This window comes from Acinetobacter venetianus RAG-1 = CIP 110063 (assembly GCF_000368585.1).
Taxonomy (GTDB): domain Bacteria; phylum Pseudomonadota; class Gammaproteobacteria; order Pseudomonadales; family Moraxellaceae; genus Acinetobacter; species Acinetobacter venetianus.
The window spans coordinates 1517866-1536186 of sequence record NZ_KB849558.1; the positions used below are offsets into that span (position 1 = coordinate 1517866).

Here is an 18321-nt window from a genome sequence, read left to right on the forward strand (position 1 = left end):
CCGAATATAAATTATATTCGGTTTTTTTATTCCACGATCGGTAAGGGTTGATAATAAATCTGATTACGGCCCAATTGTTTAGCGCGATACAACGCTTTGTCAGCAGTATGAATCAAGACATCTTGGCTAATTTTAGGATTGCCATTAAATACTGTAATTCCTAAACTGATGGTCACATGATTGGATACTAAAGATTTTTCATGTGGAATCATAAGTCGATCAATGGCTTTGTAGATATTGGTTGCAACGGCATAGGCACCTTGTGCCGATGTTTCAGGCAATAAAACAACAAACTCTTCTCCACCATAGCGTGCAATAAAGTCCATATGTCGAATGGAACTTTTAATTGTTTTCGCAATAGCAGAAATCACTTGATCACCCATCTGATGACCATAGAAATCGTTATAGTTTTTAAAATAATCGATATCGATAAAAAGCACAGACATTGACTTGGTTTCACGACATGCCAAGTCATAATAATAACTAAACATCTCTTCGAAAGTACGTCGATTTGACACTTTGGTTAGTTCATCATGCTGGCTTAAATGAAGTAATTCAGAAGCCTGTAAACGCAAAATCCTTTCATCTATTTCTGAAATTTTAGTTTTTAAAAACAACTTCCGTTCTTTAGATGTCAGCATCACACTAATAGAAAAACCTAAAAGTAAACTGCCAATAAATGTCCGCCCCAACATTAAAAAATCGCAGGGTATTTCTAGTAAATATAAAGACAATAAAATACCAATAGCAGCGACTGATCCTAGCCATAACATATGTGTAGGTCGGATACCACTTAGGATAAATCCCAACATATATAAAAAGGCAATCATCACCATTGCCTGATTTTGCAGGACAACATTGGTGATACTCATCATAAATAACGATGGAAAAACGATCGTAGAAAATACGATGCAACAAACGGCAGGATAAAATAGTTTATTGAGCCTGCGAAAACGAGCAAATACCCAAAATAAAAATAATGCACCGCCTACTATGAGCAGGCTCAAAATACTATAAACAAAATCGGCAATAAAATTGGGACTAGAACGGATAACTAGAAAGTTTGAAGGCAATATGAGGAGAACAAAAATCGTATAAGTAATCACACCCTGACCAAAAAATTGGATTGCATTAATCCGCGTTCTATCAATATTAAATTGCCAGAACTCATTTTCTAGTTGAGACGGTAAAGTCTTTTGTGTTTTCTTCCCTTTAAAATGTTGAAAAACAAGCTGCTCTAACTCTTCTTTCGACCGCCTTAACTGTTCAAGATCATACTGATTTTCCATCCCTCTAACTCTTCTTATAATGCTGTATTCTTGTGCCGCATAAAAATAACACAATTTGTCATTTTGTCGTGCACTTTGATTAACCACTTATCCGTAATTGTAGTTACCATTTTCACACTTTATGCATTATTATTTGTATTATTTTTAAGTTTGAAGTGCACCTTGAACACGATTACCCTTTTACAACCAGATGATTGGCACGCCCACCTGCGTGATGGTTTAGCCTTAGAGCGTACTGTACCTGATTTAGCTAAACAATTTGCGCGCGCAATCTGTATGCCAAATCTAGTTCCACCTGTAAAAACGGTAGAAGAAGCTTTAGCTTACCGTGAACGTATTCTAACTCACGTACCTGAAGGTCTTCATTTCGATCCTCGCATGGTACTTTACTTTACTGACTTCACCTCACCTGATGAAGTTCGTAAAATTAAAGAATCTGAATTTGTTAATGCCATCAAACTTTATCCTGCTGGCGCAACAACCAATTCGGATAATGGCGTGAGTGATATTCGTAAAGTATATGCCGTCATCGAGCAATTAGAAGAACATCAAGTTCCATTACTCTTGCATGGTGAAGTCACTCATAATCATGTCGATATTTTCGATCGTGAAAAACGCTTCCTTGATGAAATTTTATCTCCACTGTTAAAGCAATTTCCAAAACTAAAAGTTGTTTTAGAACATATTACAACCAGTGACGCAGCTAACTTTGTTCTTGAACAAGATCGTAATGTTGCTGCAACAATCACACCGCAACATTTACTTTTCAATCGTAATGATTTATTGGTCGGTGGTGTTAAACCGCATTTCTACTGCCTGCCAATTTTAAAACGTCAAACGCATCAAACGACGTTGTTGGAAGTTGCAACAAGTGGTAATCCAAAATTCTTCTTGGGTACAGATAGTGCGCCACATTCGCAAAATGCCAAAGAAAATGCATGCGGTTGTGCAGGCTGTTATAGCGCACCAAATGCAATTGAGCTTTATGCACAAGCATTTGATCAAGTGGGTAAAATTGAACGCTTAGAAGGTTTTGCAAGCATGTTTGGTGCAGACTTCTATGGTTTACCACGTAATACGTCTACGATTACTTTAGTTAAAGAAGAAAATACTGTAGCCGAATCGCTTGACTATCTTGATGGTCAAAAAATTATTCCACTTCATGCAGGTAAAACACTGCAATGGAGAAAAGTGTGACCCAAGAAGAAAACAAAGCTCCTGTCATTGGTCAGCGTTTTCGTGGATTTTTACCTGTTGTTGTCGATGTTGAAACAGCAGGTTTCAATTCGCAAACCGATGCTTTACTCGAAATTGCTTGTATTCCGATTGTCTATGATGAACAAGGACAATTTGTTCCAGGCCCTTCATTCCATGCACATATCAATCCATTTGAAGGCGCAAATTTAGATCGTCGTTCTTTAGATTTTATTGGTATCGATCCATCTAACCCAATGCGAATCGCAATGGCTGAAGATGAGCGAACAGCATTACGCCGTATATTTAAGTCATTGAATGAAGTTCGTAAGGCCCAGCATTGTACGCATGCGGTATTAGTGGGTCACAATGCTCACTTTGACTTGGGTTTCTTACAAGCTGCGATTGCACGTTCTGGTACAAAAAATCAGAATCCATTTCACAGCTTTTCAGTCTTTGATACAGTGACGCTGAGTGCAGTGATGTTTGGTCAAACCGTATTAGCTCGTGCATGTATTCAAGCTGGTATTGAGTTCGATGGTAAAGAAGCGCACTCTGCTTTGTATGATACGCAGAAGACAGCTGAACTGTTTTGCTATATTTTGAACAAACTGTCTCCTCACCTTCTTGACACTTTGGTGACAGAACCCTAATATACACCCACCTCAAGAAGTCCCTATCGTCTAGAGGCCTAGGACATCGCCCTTTCACGGCGGTAACCGGGGTTCGAATCCCCGTAGGGACGCCAAATTCAAAAAAGCCACTGCATCTTTCAGACAGTGGCTTTTTTATTGTGAGTATCAAAATAAAATTTAAGATATTTTTTGCTCATTGGTATCTGTTTCAACAATAAATGCATCTGATACTAAATGTGTTTTTGGTTCAACTAAAGGTGCTTCAACGAGTTCAGCAACTTTAATAATTCCGAAATCTTTTTGTACTTGCTCTAGGTCAGGTGTTCTTTTATAACGGATCACACGATAACCAGCCTCAGCAATTAATGCATCTCGGTCAGCATCTTTTTCTTCCTTACCTTTATGTGAAGCATCATCGAGTTCAACAATCGCAACTACATTAAATTGTTTATCTAAGACAACAAAATCAGCAACTTTACGATTAAATAAATTACGTGTTGCATATCCTTTTGCTGTCATAAATGCACTAAAAGCAACTTGTGCTAAAACAATATGCTCAGGCAAAGCTTCTCGTAATCTTAAAAAAGTTGGTTGTTCATTCATTGTGATGATGCGTTTACCTTTGATTGGGTTGCGCTCACCTCTATTACCTTTAGCCTTATTCACATTCGTTAAAAAGAATAAAATGACTGCAAAAACAGCAATCAAAATAATAATCATGGTCATCTATTTCCCCTACTTATAAAAATTATTGTAAATGAAGTTATTGAAACTCTAAGCTCAAACGACTTTATCAGCAACATATTCTATATGTGTATGAGTGATTTTTTATTTTTATTCGAAATAAAAAGGACGCCGAAGCGTCCTTAAAATATTATGCTGATTTTCGAGAATTAACACGCCCTTTGACAACCGCTTTAATATTTCCTTTCGCATAATTTAAGAACACAATTAGAGGTGATAATTTTGGATTTGGTTTCTTGCCCTGACCAATCGCCTTAAATTGTGCCGCATACCAAATGATTTCCATAATTGCCATTTTATCAACAAAAGGAATTCCTGTTTTAATCTGGTTCACTGCATAACGTACATCATTGCCTGCGATTAAACGATTAGTTAAATCTGTTTCAACAGCAAGCGGTCGCGCAATACCAATGAAATCACATGCCCCACTTTCAAGTGCGGCATTCATACCAGCAACAGTACGGAAGCCGCCTGTCACCATCAATTTGCATGATACATGCTGACGAATCTTTTCAGCGAACTCAAGGAAATACGCTTCTCGTGCAATCGTACTTGCCTTACGTGACTCGGCCTTTGCTCCAGCCATTGCAGGTGCTTCATACGTACCACCAGAGATTTCGATAATATCAATCCCTGCCTCATCAATGGTTTTAAACACTGTAATCACATCATCTTCAGTGATTCCACCACGTTGGAAATCAGCAGAGTTTAATTTGACTGAAATGATAAAGTTTTCTGAGGTTGCAGCACGAACTGATTTATAAATTTCCAATAAAAACCGCGTACGATTTTCAATTGAACCACCCCATTGATCAGTACGCTTATTGGTCAATGGTGACAAAAATTGGCTGATCAAATAACCATGCGCACCATGTAACTGGACACCTTCAAATCCGGCCTTTTCACAAACGGCTGCGGCTGTTGCAAAACGTTGGATAATATCGAGGATTTCATCATGTGTTAGTTCGCGTGGTGTACCAAACATGGTTGCAAGCATTGGACTAAAAGGGACAGCAGATGGTGCAACTGTTTCTTTGTTTAACCCTTTTGGACATTGACGCCCTGGATGAGACAACTGAATAAGTTGCACCATACCGTATCTCTTACCAACTGCGGCCCATTGTTGCAATTTAGCTAAATCACGTTCGGTTTCAATCGCAACCACACCAGGTTCATTTTTAGCAGCAATATTCACCATGACATTGCCTGTGATCGCACAGCCCAAGCCACCTTTTGCCCAAGCTTCATACAAACCAATATGCAATTCATTTGGCTGCCCTTCGTGATTGGCGAGCGCCTCACTCATTGCTCCTTTGATAATGCGATTTTTAAAAATGGTATTGCGAATTTGGATACTGTCTGCAATCTGACTCATGGTCATCCTCTGCTACAATTAGAGTATTTACTCTAATTTAATCTGATTATTGTTGGTGTCAAGATATCTTCCGATAAATTGACAATAACATATGTCAATTTAATTACAATGCTAATATTCGCTAGCAGAAATCAGCTGGCGCGTATATTCAGTTTGAGGAGATGAAAATAACAATGCCGTGTCTTGATATTCCAATACTTTGCCATGCCGCATTACCATTATTTTTTGACAAAGCGCTTTAATGACTTGTAAGTCATGACTGATGAACAAATAACTCATTTTATCTTGTTGTTGTAACCGACGTAGCAGTTGAATCATAGCCCTTTGCGTCGACCGATCAAGTGCTGATGTGGGTTCATCTAAAATGATGAGTTTAGGCTGTAAAACCAAAGCTCGAGCCAATGCAACGCGCTGTCGTTGCCCACCAGAAAGTTCATGTGGATATTTATGTTTATCCTCAACAGACAATTCTACTTTTTCTAAAACTTGTTCAATTTCTAACGCGATCTGCGATTTCTCAATCGCACGCAAATTTAATCCTTCCGCAATAAGCTGCTCAAGATTCATCCTTGGATTCAAACTACTCATAGGATCCTGAAATACAATTTGTAAGTCAGTTCGAATAGAACGTAATTGATTTTGGTTTAATTGATTGAGTTGAATCTTCTCAAAATGGATTTCACCTTCACTTTTGATTAATCGTGCAATCGCTAAAGCCAAAGACGATTTTCCTGATCCACTTTCCCCTACGATTCCGAGTGCTTCTCCTTGCATAAGGTCTAAGTTGATAGAATCCACAGCGAGCTGAAACCTTTTAATTTGATTAAACAAGCCACGTTTGATTGGATATTTTACTGAGACATTATTTAAAGCCAATAACATTTCAGTCACATCTAAACTTAGAGCATCCCCAAAATCATGCTCCAGCAAATGACGGGTATACGCAGTTTTAGGATGGGTAAAAATTTCTTCAACTGTGCCCTGCTCTGCTGTATGGCCTTGATTTAAAACTAGCACATGATCAGCATATCGTTTTACCAAATTTAAATCATGGCTAATCAAAATCATCGACATTTGACGTTGCTGTTGGATTTGCTTTAATAGATCAAGAATTTGGGCTTGCAACATCACATCCAAAGCAGTTGTCGGCTCATCAGCAATTAAAACATCAGGTGATAAAGCCAATGCCATCGCTATCATCACACGCTGGCGTTGCCCACCTGACAGCTCATGTGGATAGCGTTTTAAAATTTGTTCTGCGTTTTCGATCCCAACATCTTGCAATAAACACAGTACTTTTTGTCGCGCTTCAGCTTTAGATTGACCTGCTAAGATCAAGCTTTCGCCCACAATTTTCTCAACTTGATGTAATGGATTCAGTGCTGTCATTGGCTCTTGGAAAATCATCGCAATTTTTTTGCCGCGTAGCTGTTGCAATTTTGAGTTATTCAACTGCAATACATCAACGCCATTAAATTGAGCAGAACCTGTGATACTCAATGTTTCAGGCAACAGTCCCAACAAAGTCAACATACTGACAGATTTACCTGAACCACTTTCACCAACAAGCGCAAGTGTTTTTGCAGGAAACAGATCAAAGCTAAGATCACTCACGAGTGGCTGTCCTAACTCATTACAAATACTGAGTTTTTCTACTTTCAATACAGCCTGATTATTGTCTTGGGTCAAATGCATCACGTGCAGCCTCCCCGATATAAATTAACAAAGAAAGTACCAGTGCTAAGCTAAAAAATCCTGATAGCACCAACCACGGCGCATCTAAATTATTTTTGCCTTGTAATAATAATTCACCCAATGACGCTGCATCTGGTGGTAAGCCATAACCCAAAAAATCCAATGCAGTCAAAGCCACAATATTAGCCGTCAACATAAAAGGAATTTGCGATAAACTGGAACTTACAGCATTCGGTAAGATATGTTTAAAAATAATTTGATAATCACGTAAACCTACAGCTTGTGCAGCACGCACATAATCCAAATGGCGTGCGCGTAAAAACTCAGCACGAACCAATCCAACCAACTCAGTCCAGCCAAACAGCAGCATAATCACAAATAACCAATACACACTTGGACTAAAGAAACTGACCAAAATCATCACAATGAAAAGCATGGGTAAACCGCCCCAAACTTCTAAAATACGTTGACCGATCAAATCAACCCAACCACCGTAATAACCTTGAATTGCCCCTACAATGATTCCGAATACCGCAGAACACAGCGTTAAAGCCAAACCAAATAAAAGAGAAATGCGTAAACCATACAAAATACGCGCAAACACATCACGACCTTGATCATCCGTACCCAACCAATTTTGTGCCGTCGGCGGTGATGGAACAGGCACTGCCAAGGATAAATTTGGTGTTTGATAAGCAAATGCAACTGGAGGAGAAATCATCCACCCCTGCGCTTGGATAAGCTGTTTAACCACAGGATCTTGATAGTCTGTCGTGGTTTCAAACTCACCACCAAAGGTCGTTTCAGGATAATCTTGAATAAATGGAAAATAAAAAGATTGTTGATAGCGCACCAGTAATGGCTTGTCATTTGCAATCAGCTCAGCGGCAAGTGACAGGACAAAAATCACAATAAATAAAATAAAACAGCCAAAACCAAGTTTGTTCTGTTTAAAACGTTTTAGTCGTCCTCGCATCAATGGTGACATCACTTTCCACCTCTTGACTCAAAATCAATCCGTGGATCAATCAATTGATAGAGTAAATCTCCAATTAATCTTAAAATGAGTCCAAACAAGGTAAAGATAAACAACGTTCCAAAAACCACAGGATAATCCCGTTGGGTAATTGCCTCAAAACCAAGTAAACCAATCCCATCTAAATTAAAAATAATTTCAATAAACAGATTACCGACAAAAAAAAGCCCCACTAAAGTCTCAGGCAAGGATGCAACCACAATTAAAATCGCATTTCGGAAAACATGCCCATACAATACTTGATGTTCATTTAGCCCTTTTGATCGCGCAGTTAATACATAAGGCTTTTTTAATTCTTCAACAAATGAATACTTCATTAAATAAGCACGCGCAGCAAAGCTTCCCAAAACCATGCTTAAGATTGGCAAACACATATGCCATAAATAATCTTTAATTTTGGCAAAGAAACTGAGTTGAGCAAAATTTTCGGAAACCAATCCTTGTAACGGAAACCACTGTAAATAGCTCCCACCTGCGAAGAAAACAATCAGTAAAATCGCAAAGACAAAAGATGGTATGGCATAACTTACTGCGAGTAACAACGACGTCGATTGATCAAACAGAAAACCATTATTTTTGGCTTTTTTAATTCCAAGTGGAATCGCAATCAAATAAATTAAAAAAGTACTCCACAGCCCTAAAGACAGCGTAACAGGGAGTTTTTCATAGAGCAGTTGCGTCACAGGTTTATCTTTAAAAAAACTCTTTCCAAAATCAAAACTCAAATAACCTTTAAGCATTAACCAAAAACGTTCATGTGCAGGTCGATCAAATCCATACTGTACTTTAATTTTCTCAAGCATTTCAGGACTGAGTCCACGCGTACCTTGATACTGCGCTAAATCACTTAAATGTGCGCTATTATTCCCATCTGTACCTAAACCTTGTGCATTCTGGATTTGCTGAATGGCTTGCTCGACAGGTCCACCCGGTGCAACCTGAACAATCATAAAGTTGATCAACAAAATGAAAAATAATGTTGGGATCATCAATAACATTCTTTTCAGAATATAGTTCATCATTAAAGAGAATCCCTTATTACGTTATTTGATCGAAATTTTAGAACACTGTTCACAATCATTCTAATTAATGTTTTTGAACCGACTGATGCAACTTCTTGGCTTTCTCTGCGTCAACCCACCAATATTCCCAACCCACGGATAACTTTGGCTTAATCACAGGTTGCTGGTAAATATTCCAATAAGCAAACCAACGCTCAGGCTTTCCATAAGTCAAAATTTGGTAGTAACCGGCACGTAATAAACGATCGAGCACACGCGTATATAAAACCACTTCTTCACGACTTTTTGCAGCAACAATTTTCTCGATCATGCGATCAATCACAGGATTTTTAATCCCTGAATAATTATAGTTATTGGCTTCATCTGCCGCGACGCTTCCCCAAAACTGTGCTTGCTCCTTACCTGGCGTAAGCGTTTGAGGCATATTAAACACCATCATATCAAAATCATGTCGACGAATCCGCTCCATATATTGCGGTACATCTACCTGTCTTAGATTGACTTGGATACCAAGTCGATTCAAATTACGAACAAATGGCATCAACTCTCTTGGCTGATTTTCTTGCTGCATTAGTAGTTCAATTTGAACCAATTTACCTTGGCGATCATATAACTGATTCTTTCGAATCTGATAGCCCGCATCTTTTAAAAGCTTTTGTGCAGTCAATAAGTTTCGACGATTAAAACCACTAGCATCAGACACAGGATAATGCCAATCCTGTACTACACCTTGCCGCATGATTGGATTGAGTTGGGCAATATAAGGCTTTAACACACTCAACTCAGCAGCACTTGGTCGACCTTTTGCGGCTAAATCCGTATTATCAAAATAGCTTTGTAAGCGACGATTTTGATTGAAAAATAGTGCCTTGTTCTGCCATTCAAAGTCGTAGGCATAAGTTAATGCCTGACGTAAATGGATGTCGTTTAGGGGGGCACGCCTAGTATTAAAGACTAAACTTTGAATATCTAAAGGCGTATGAAGATGGGCTTTATACTTTTTAATTAAACCAGATTGCACCCCAGGAAAATGATAAGCTGTCATCCAATTACGGATATTTTTCTCTTCGTATAAGGTAAATTGTCGAGACTTAAAACCCTCAAAGCTGACATCTAAATTTCGATAATACACATATTTGAGTCGATCAAAATTATAGCGACCTTTATTTACAGCCAAATCTTTTGCCCAATAATGCGGACTGCGTTTATAACTAATACTTCGTCCTGCATCAATTCGATCAATCACATAAGGCCCTGAACCCACAATTGGCTGCAAAGTCACGCGACTAAAATCTCTGTTGATCCAATCTTGTTTTGAATAGATCGGCAAGCTCGCCACAATCAATGGCATTTCAACATTGTTGTCGGACCTAAAAATAAATTTGACTTGATGTTTAGATAATACTTGTGTTCTCGCCAAATCAGACAAATACATTTGCAAACCGAGATTTGCCTTGGTTTGATAAGTATCAAATGTAAATTTTACGTCTTCAGCCGTGAGTGGTTGACCATTATTAAAGCGTGCCTTGGGATTCAAATAGAAAATAATATATTTCAAATGATCAGGGTCATAACTCACTTTTTCGGCTAATAATGGATACATAACCCTCGGTTCATCTAAAGAGCGATCCATCAAAGTATCAAATAAATAATTCACTCCTTCTGTCGAGCTGCCTTTGCCATTCATACTATTCAAATTATCAAAAGTACCAAGGCTCGACTGACTCAATATCCCACCTTTCGGTGCAAATGGATTGGCATAGGGCATGACCTTAAGCTTTGCATACTTAGGCTGCACATGCATGGCGAGATATGGTGTTGTTTGTACAGCTGCACACACAATCTGAGTAAAAAAGCTTAGTCCACAACATAGACTAAGCTTTTTAAAGGGAATAGATCGAATCATAGATCAATTATAAGTTTGGTACTTTGATCACATCACCAATTCGTAACTGAGTACTTGGTTTAAAGTCATTCAATTCAGCAAGAGCACTCGTATCTAAACCAAATTTACTTGCCAAACCAATCAAAGTATCACCACGCTTAACTTTGTATTCGGTCACTAATTTTGGAATCACAATGCTTTGACCCAGTTGTAAGCCCGTGTTTGGACGTACACCATTTAGATCTGCTAGCTCACGACCAGACATACCTAAACGACTCGCAATACTATTGAGCGATTCACCAGACTTAACAGTGTATTTCTCAGTGTTTTTACTTGAAGCCGTTTTCGACACACTTCTCGTATCATCAGCTTTAGCAGACTCATTGCTTGGTACATCACCTGATAATTTAAGCTTTTGTCCAACACGAATACTACTATTACGAGATAAACCATTTAAAGCAGCAACATAATCAAGTTGTAAATAATAACGGCTTGCAATATTGCTCAGGGTATCACCAGACTTTACGGTATAAATATCTGGAGCACTTTCCTCTTTCTGATTTGATTTGCTATTTGATGCTGTTTTTGCTGGCGCATCACCCGTCAATTTCAAACGCTGTCCAATACGAACACCAGAATTTCGTTCTAAACCATTCAGATCGGCCAAATCGCTTAACTGTAGATCGTATTTATTTGCAATCGCGATCAGGCTATCACCTGATTGAACGACGTAAGTTTCAGGAGTTTTAACTGTTGCAGGGATTTTCAAGCTTTGTCCAAAGCGCAAACCACTGTTCACCTTGATATTATTTAAATCTGCTAACTCATCTAAAGTAATTTTTGACTGTGCTGCAATACTTGTTAATGTATCACCACGTTGTACCGTATAGCTTTCTGTTTTAAAGCTGGTAGAAGCCGTAACGTTGTCATATTTTACTGAGGTTTTGGTGTCTGAAACATCATCACTTTGATTGACTTCATTTACAGGCACATTAATTTTTTGCCCAACTAATAGGCTGCTTGTCGCACTTAGATTAGGGGTGAGATCAGCCAGTTCTTGATTAGACAATGCATATCGATCTGCAATTAGTTTTAAGTATTCTCCACGCTTCACCGTATACGTTTTAGTTGCAACTTTATTCGTCACTTTACTGTCTGTATTGCGTACAGATTGTTGTGAACCACCTTTAGGCTCTTTCAAAGTAAGCTTTTGACCTACAAATAAGCCATCTGTAACAGAGAGGTTATTGTAGTCTGCTAGCTGTTTTAGGCTTAAATCAAAACGGGATGCTAACGTCGTCAAACTGTCTCCAGACTGCACCACATAGCTTTCTGGTTTTTCAGCAATTTTAGCAGTCTCAGGCTGTGGTTTTGCATCATAGAGATATAAACTTGTTCCTACAAATAAAGTGCCTGTTGGATCAATTTGGTTCCACTTTGCAATGTCACGCCAGTTCACACCATTTTTTTGTGCAATAACCGCCAATGTATCTCCTGGCAGAACAACGTAAGTTGAACGTTTACCCTTCGGCGCAACGACAACGACATCGGTATCCGTTTTAATATACGGTTTACCCTGATTTCGCTTAGCGTCATCACTGTTTGCTGTAGTAGTATCTTCTACTAAATTCTTAGGATAAGCGAAGCCTTTGGTAACTTCTTGACCTTTTTCATCAGCAACAGATTGGCTTGTTTGAATCGCTGTTAACTTAATTTTGCCATCAAATGGATCAACAATTTCAGTTCCTTTCGGCGCAATCGCTTTAATTTCAGCAACAACTTGGTCTTTCTCAGCTTGAGTTGCTTGTGGTTCTAAAACTTGAGCAACAGTTTCCTTTTTACCCTCTTCTTTTACGGCTGCAATAATCTGCTCACGCTCTTTACTCGAAATCGGTGGTTCAACCTTTACAGGTTGTACATTTGGCGCAGGAGTAATCGCAACAGGAATCCGCGGTGCACTTGGTACATTAGCCGCCGCTGCAAATGAAGCTAAGGCATCCGAACCTTTTGGTGTCGTGATTCGACTATTTGACGTCGTTGTCGCAGGTCGAGATGTACTCGCTGTTAAATTAGGTGGCGTTTTGGTTGATGGCGTAATTGTTTGACCTGAACTAGAGCTTGTCGTTGTTCGAATCGTTGTCGATGTACTGACATTATTGTTCAGCGCTGGCGGGTTATTGTTGCTGGCTAAGAAACTACCAGAGCTAGCTTTTCCTGAACGCAACTTAGCGTCAATTGATGGACTTAAATCTGCTGGAATCAAGATACGCATTGGGCTTGTTGGATCAACCATCTCACCACGATAAGCAGGGTTCAATGCATACAACTCTGCACGGCTCAAACCTGTTATAGAAGCAATTTGGTTAAGCGATAAAGGTGCAGACAGATTAATTTCACGAAAGTGTGGTCTATTCGCAATTGGCGGTAAGGCTACCCCATAAGCACTTGGATTTTTGATAATTTGCGCTACAGCCAAGAAACGAGGCACATAGTTCATAGTTTCTTGCGGTAAACGAAGTGACCAATAATCTGTTGGCAGACCTGCTGCTTTGTTACGGTTAATCGCTTGTTGGATACGTCCGGGACCTGCATTGTATGCTGCAAGTGCAAGCTCCCACGAACCAAATTGATTATATAGACTACCTAAGAATTCATAAGCGGCACGAGTTGACTCTACAACATCACGGCGACCATCATACAAGCTTGTTTGTTGTAAGCCATAAATACGGCCTGTACTAGGAATAAACTGCCATAAACCTGCCGCAGCGGCGCTACTGGTTGCCGCTGGGTCGTAAGAACTTTCAATAACAGGGAGTAATGCCAATTCAGTTGGCATACCACGGCGCTCAGCTTCTTTTACAGTGTGATATAAATAACGGCTGGCACGTGCGCTTAAACGATCTAGATAAGGTTGACGAGAAATAAACCAACCACGTTGTGCTTCGATACGAGAGTCCCAGTGATTCAAGTCCATCTTAAACCCAACGGTCATGCGTTTCCATACATCACCATGTTTAAGGACCAATAAACGATCTCCCTCTACAGCACGCATATCTGTTGCAGAGAGTAAATCTTCAAGCGAATCTAAACTGTTTGCATCTAAGAATCCAGAACCCACTTGCTTTGAAGATGAGGTCTTTGATGATTGTGGCGTCGATGAACAGCCCGTCGTAATTCCTAGCGCAGCTAAAGCAGAAGTAAGTACAGTAATTTTAAAAAATGATGTAGCCGATGCTTGCCACACCAATGTGGTCGATTTATACATAAAAACTTCCAGTCAACTCACGCTAGTTTATTTCTTCGATTTGCCATTGTAGTAAAGCATGTCACTTAGACAAGGCAATAATTTAACGTGATTTGCATGGAAATGTTACAAGAAATTTAAAAATATGAGTTTTGTAACGCTCATAAACCGAATTTAGCTTTACAATACAAGTTGTCATAAGGGAGTGCTACACTTTTAAACGAGTACACTCAAATAAAACTTTGCTTTTATTCGATCGCCCTTATTCTTGTAACACAATTCAAATTCATTTTTTAGGTTCATTTATGTCTCAAACAATCACACTTTATGTTGATGGCGCATGTAAAGGCAATCCCGGATTAGGTGGTTGGGGTGCGTATATCATTACCGAACAGGGTGAACATAAAATTTGTGGTGGTGAACCTGAGACAACCAACAATCGTATGGAACTCACTGCGGCAATCGAGGGTGTTTCATTTTGTCCAACAGATGCTCATCTGATTATTTGGACTGACTCCAACTATGTGAAACAAGGGATTACTGAATGGATTCATGGTTGGAAAAAGAAAAACTGGAAAGATGTTAAAAACCCAGACTTATGGCAAAAACTAGATGCAGTTTGTGCCAATCGAAATATTGAATGGAATTGGATCAAAGGTCACGCTGGTCATGCGGGCAATGAAATGGCTGACCAACTGGCAAATCAAGGTGCTGAACAAACGGCTCAACAAATGAAAATGACAACACAGGCTAACGCTGATACAAAAAAGCCTGAATCAGACTGGTTACTCAATGATCCTTTTGGTCTGGATATGAGAACTGAATCTGAAGAAATCGAGGAAGAGCTAGAAGACGTGATCGCTGAAGAATCCAATGATGATGTGTCAGAAGAAATAACCGAAAAAGAAATATCAGCGAGCAAATCACACCCTCATGTGGTGATAACTGAAGCAAAACTTAATCTGCAGGGTCCTCGCCAACTAATTCTAGATACCGAAACCACTGGTTTTTATTATCAAGATAGTGATCGAATCATTGAAGTTGGTGCGATTGAGATGATCAATCGCAAACTAACAGGTAGCTCGATCCATATCTATATCAACCCAGAAAAACCTGTTGGCGATTCTGTCGATGTCCACGGTATTACAGATGAATTTCTAGTTGATAAACCCAAATATGCTGAAATCGCAGATACACTTTTCGCATATTTAAAAGGCGCTGAAATCATTGCACACAACGCAACTTTCGATATGAACTTCTTAGACATGGAGTTTAAACGTGTAGGTCTGCCTTTACTGTCAGATGTCTGTGACGTTACTGATACCCTAGCCCTTGCAAAAAACAAACACCCCGGACAGAAAAACTCATTAGATGCGCTGGTGCGTCGTTATGAGATTCCTGCACGAGATCGTACTTTCCATGGTGCGTTACTCGATGCTGAAATTTTGGCAGATGTTTACCTTGCAATGACAGGTGGGCAGGTTTCTTTTGATATGGACGCACTGTCTGAATCAGAGGAAGGTCAAAACAAAACCTCACGCCAAAGAATCGAAGTCGATTTACCAGTGATTTATCCGAATGACGATGAAATCAACCAACATGAGACGTGGGTCAAACAATTCGAAGAAAAACATGGAAAGCCTTGCTTTTTTGCAAAATAAATTTCCCAATCCATGTGTTTTTTTGTATCTCAAGTTTTAAAACTTACGTTATATTAACTATTAAAGATTTAAGCCTCCTCTAATTAGGCGGCTCATGGATATAACAACTTAGGAAGGTGTAGGTCACATGTCTTACCAAACCTCGATTCACTTCGACCCAACGGCATTACTAATAATAAAAAATGAGATCGACAACTCGATTAAATTAGTAGAGACAGCAGTTAATACGCTTGCCGAAGAACAAGCCCTCCCTTTTGGTATTGATGATGCACTCAATCAATTCGAGCAATGTACACAAGTTCTTGCATTGATTGATATGCCACATCTCTCGCAAATTACCCAATACTCAGCTGAGCTCATGAGAAAAATCATGGCTCAACCAGAGCAAATTAATACAGGTGATGTTGTTGCTTTAAGTGAAGGCACAACAATGTTAAAGCGTTACATTGAGTTTATTTGTCTCCGTGAAGTTAAAGTTCCACAATTCTTACTCGATACGCTGAACCGCTTAGAAAAAGCCTTGGGCAAACCAATTACACAAGAAGGTCAAAGCATCCAACCATTACTGGACTGCATCACACCGAACTTCAATCTGCCTCAAGCTCCAAGCCTTGAGCAATCACAATACATTCACCAACTCTACAAACTATGTTTGAATAAGTTGATCAAACAAGCTGAATCACCTTTAGATTTACAAGGTATTAAACTGGTTGCAGTGTACATGGCAGGTCTGGCGGCTGATTTACCTAGCCAACAATATTGGCAACTTGTCAGCGTTGGTCTAGGTCATATTGAAGATTTATTAATTACTGAAGCACGTCTGCGCACTTTAATTAAAATTGAAACCAATATTGGTCAATTCTTGGCTCAGCCTACGGCATTCCAAAGTAACCTTGTTGATCTTGCAGACATTCTAAGTATTTGTATCAGCCAAGAAGATGATTTATCACAACATATTCGTGAACAGTTGAATATCGGCGATGAATTATTAAGCGATACGCAACTACAAGTTTTGAGTCGCCATCTATATGGTCCTGATTACGAAACTATTCATACAATTAGCCAGCTAATGACCAATGAAATGGCTCAAATTCGTAATGAAATTGAATACAATCACCAAAACATGTCAGCGGAGAAAACACAGGAATTACAAGAAAAGCTCAAGCAGCTTTCAAATGTGTTCAAAGTGCTCAACCTGAATGAAGCAGCGAATGAACTCACTCAACAAGCAGAAAAGTTAAGTCAGCCAAATACGCTTACTGATGCAACCTCTGTTCAACAATTGATGAATAGTATTCTTGCTTCAATGAACTCTATTGGTATTTTAGAGCGCAACTACACCTCTAGCCGTTTACAGCTACGTGTAAATAATATGCAGATTTCTCTAGATCGACTAGATGAAGCACATAAAGCACTATTAACTGAAACGAAGACGTTGATTGAAACATTAACCCAAACTCTCAGTTTATACGTTCAAGATCCAGCAGCGCATAGCTTAGAAGCACTGCCAGAATATTTTAATCAATTGGCTGGTGCTGCGTTATTCTTAGGTAGTTCTGCCCAACAGACTGCATTATTAGGTGCTGCACATTTTGCTCAATACCGTCTTTCACAAAATGAAGGATTCGATGCTGAGCAAATCAATTGTATGCTAAATGTTGTTGCTGGCTTAGATTTACTCGTTGATAACTTGAAGAACAAGCAACCAGTATTGCAATCTATGTTTGATGTGGCATTATCAAACAGTCAACAATTACAAAGCGTAGCGGCATAATGACTCAACTATCACTTGCTTATATTTTTCAACATCAAAAACTGTTAGTAGACGAAAAATTTCAACTACCACAAGTCGAAAAAATAGCAAGTGACCTTCCTATACATCATAGCGATCAAGTGATTGCTCGTGATTTGCTAGAAGATGAAATCATTCCTGATGGGTATCAACTCGTACCCATCCGCGAACTGATTCAAACATGGTCAAATACAGAGTTTTTACAAGCGAGCCGAGCCATTCAATTACTTGAATGGCGCCGCAATCATAAATTCTGTAGCCATTGTGGTCATGCTACTGAAATCCACCCGCGTGAATATGCCATGATCTGCCCTGCTTGTGCATATCATCAATATCCGCGTGTACAGCCTTGCATTATTACGATCATTACCAAAGGCGATGATGAAATCTTGCTGGCTAAGTCTGCACACAACAAAAGCAATATGTACGGCTTAATTGCTGGATTTGTAGAAGTAGGTGAAACTTTAGAAGAAGCAGTGCAACGCGAAGCATTCGAAGAGGTTGGATTAAAACTCAAAAATGTTCGCTATCTATCAAGCCAACCTTGGCCTTTTCCAAGCAATTTAATGATCGCCTTTCATGCTGAATATGAATCTGGAGATATTGAATTGCAACTTGAAGAAATTAGCGATGCACAATTCTTTAAAATTGATCAATTACCAGAAATTCCATTCAAAGGCAGTATCGCACATGCCATGATTACGCAAATGGTAGAAAATAAAAAAGCATCTTAAATAAGATGCTTTTTT

The 18321-nt window shown here is 39.1% G+C and carries 13 protein-coding genes and 1 tRNA gene; 6 read left to right on the plus strand and 8 right to left on the minus strand.

Features of this window, described 5'->3' with window-relative positions; genetic code table 11:
- Positions 1-26: 26 nt before the first annotated feature.
- Positions 27-1289: a GGDEF domain-containing protein gene (locus tag F959_RS12740; RefSeq protein WP_004880786.1), complete on the minus strand. Its 1263-nt coding sequence runs from the start codon at positions 1287-1289 to the stop codon at positions 27-29.
- A gap of 162 nt (positions 1290-1451) precedes the next feature.
- Here F959_RS12740 and pyrC point away from each other — a divergent pair, with 162 nt between their 5' ends.
- The 3 genes from pyrC (at position 1452) to F959_RS12755 (ending at position 3231) form a co-directional block, all read left to right on the plus strand.
- Complete coding sequence (gene pyrC / locus F959_RS12745) at positions 1452-2486, plus strand: dihydroorotase (RefSeq protein ID WP_004880787.1); 1035 nt, start codon at positions 1452-1454, stop codon at positions 2484-2486.
- Positions 2471-3136: a ribonuclease T gene (rnt, locus tag F959_RS12750; RefSeq protein ID WP_026094137.1), complete on the plus strand. Its 666-nt coding sequence runs from the start codon at positions 2471-2473 to the stop codon at positions 3134-3136. Before pyrC ends, rnt begins: the two co-directional genes overlap by 16 nt.
- Before the next feature lie 19 nt (positions 3137-3155).
- Positions 3156-3231, plus strand: a tRNA-Glu gene (locus F959_RS12755).
- A 64-nt stretch (positions 3232-3295) separates the two neighbouring features.
- Here the strand turns inward: F959_RS12755 and F959_RS12760 are convergent.
- The 7 genes from F959_RS12760 to F959_RS12790 form a co-directional block, all read right to left on the minus strand.
- Positions 3296-3844: a DUF2726 domain-containing protein gene (locus F959_RS12760; RefSeq protein ID WP_004880793.1), complete on the minus strand. Its 549-nt coding sequence runs from the start codon at positions 3842-3844 to the stop codon at positions 3296-3298.
- A 148-nt stretch (positions 3845-3992) separates the two neighbouring features.
- Complete coding sequence (locus F959_RS12765; protein WP_004880795.1) at positions 3993-5237, minus strand: NADH:flavin oxidoreductase/NADH oxidase family protein; 1245 nt, start codon at positions 5235-5237, stop codon at positions 3993-3995.
- A 111-nt stretch (positions 5238-5348) separates the two neighbouring features.
- A complete protein-coding gene (locus F959_RS12770) occupies positions 5349-6932 on the minus strand; it encodes a dipeptide ABC transporter ATP-binding protein (RefSeq protein WP_004880796.1) in 1584 nt (527 codons plus the stop codon).
- Complete coding sequence (locus F959_RS12775; RefSeq protein ID WP_004880798.1) at positions 6910-7920, minus strand: ABC transporter permease; 1011 nt, start codon at positions 7918-7920, stop codon at positions 6910-6912. The genes F959_RS12770 and F959_RS12775 overlap by 23 nt, the downstream gene beginning before the upstream one ends.
- Complete coding sequence (gene yejB, locus F959_RS12780) at positions 7920-8990, minus strand: microcin C ABC transporter permease YejB (protein ID WP_004880800.1); 1071 nt, start codon at positions 8988-8990, stop codon at positions 7920-7922. The genes F959_RS12775 and yejB overlap by 1 nt, the downstream gene beginning before the upstream one ends.
- Positions 8991-9054: 64 nt before the next feature.
- Complete coding sequence (locus F959_RS12785) at positions 9055-10896, minus strand: extracellular solute-binding protein (RefSeq protein WP_004880802.1); 1842 nt, start codon at positions 10894-10896, stop codon at positions 9055-9057.
- A gap of 7 nt (positions 10897-10903) precedes the next feature.
- Positions 10904-14140: a LysM peptidoglycan-binding domain-containing protein gene (locus F959_RS12790; protein ID WP_004880803.1), complete on the minus strand. Its 3237-nt coding sequence runs from the start codon at positions 14138-14140 to the stop codon at positions 10904-10906.
- A 284-nt stretch (positions 14141-14424) separates the two neighbouring features.
- Here F959_RS12790 and dnaQ point away from each other — a divergent pair, with 284 nt between their 5' ends.
- From dnaQ to nudC, 3 genes are all read left to right on the plus strand, one after another.
- Positions 14425-15780 carry a DNA polymerase III subunit epsilon gene (gene dnaQ, locus F959_RS12795; protein ID WP_004880804.1) on the plus strand — a complete coding sequence of 452 codons (1356 nt, stop codon included), beginning with the start codon at positions 14425-14427 and terminating at the stop codon, positions 15778-15780.
- A gap of 127 nt (positions 15781-15907) precedes the next feature.
- Entirely contained in the window at positions 15908-17554 is a 1647-nt protein-coding gene (locus tag F959_RS12800; RefSeq protein WP_004880808.1) for a hypothetical protein, read from the plus strand.
- Entirely contained in the window at positions 17554-18306 is a 753-nt protein-coding gene (nudC, locus tag F959_RS12805) for an NAD(+) diphosphatase (protein WP_004880810.1), read from the plus strand. Before F959_RS12800 ends, nudC begins: the two co-directional genes overlap by 1 nt.
- Positions 18307-18321: the final 15 nt, after the last annotated feature.

Excerpts from the sequence above, each read along its gene's own strand:
- F959_RS12790 (WP_004880803.1), bottom strand. The coding sequence starts at position 14,140 with ATGTATAAATCGACCACATTGGTGTGGCAAGCATCGGCTACATCATTT.
- nudC (WP_004880810.1), top strand. The coding sequence starts at position 17,554 with ATGACTCAACTATCACTTGCTTATATTTTTCAACATCAAAAACTGTTA.
- dnaQ (WP_004880804.1), top strand. The coding sequence starts at position 14,425 with ATGTCTCAAACAATCACACTTTATGTTGATGGCGCATGTAAAGGCAAT.
- F959_RS12740 (WP_004880786.1), bottom strand. The coding sequence starts at position 1,289 with ATGGAAAATCAGTATGATCTTGAACAGTTAAGGCGGTCGAAAGAAGAG.
- F959_RS12765 (WP_004880795.1), bottom strand. The coding sequence starts at position 5,237 with ATGAGTCAGATTGCAGACAGTATCCAAATTCGCAATACCATTTTTAAA.
- yejB (WP_004880800.1), bottom strand. The coding sequence starts at position 8,990 with ATGATGAACTATATTCTGAAAAGAATGTTATTGATGATCCCAACATTA.
- F959_RS12800 (WP_004880808.1), top strand. The coding sequence starts at position 15,908 with ATGTCTTACCAAACCTCGATTCACTTCGACCCAACGGCATTACTAATA.
- F959_RS12760 (WP_004880793.1), bottom strand. The coding sequence starts at position 3,844 with ATGACCATGATTATTATTTTGATTGCTGTTTTTGCAGTCATTTTATTC.
- F959_RS12775 (WP_004880798.1), bottom strand. The coding sequence starts at position 7,920 with ATGTCACCATTGATGCGAGGACGACTAAAACGTTTTAAACAGAACAAA.
- F959_RS12770 (WP_004880796.1), bottom strand. The coding sequence starts at position 6,932 with ATGCATTTGACCCAAGACAATAATCAGGCTGTATTGAAAGTAGAAAAA.
- rnt (WP_026094137.1), top strand. The coding sequence starts at position 2,471 with ATGGAGAAAAGTGTGACCCAAGAAGAAAACAAAGCTCCTGTCATTGGT.
- F959_RS12785 (WP_004880802.1), bottom strand. The coding sequence starts at position 10,896 with ATGATTCGATCTATTCCCTTTAAAAAGCTTAGTCTATGTTGTGGACTA.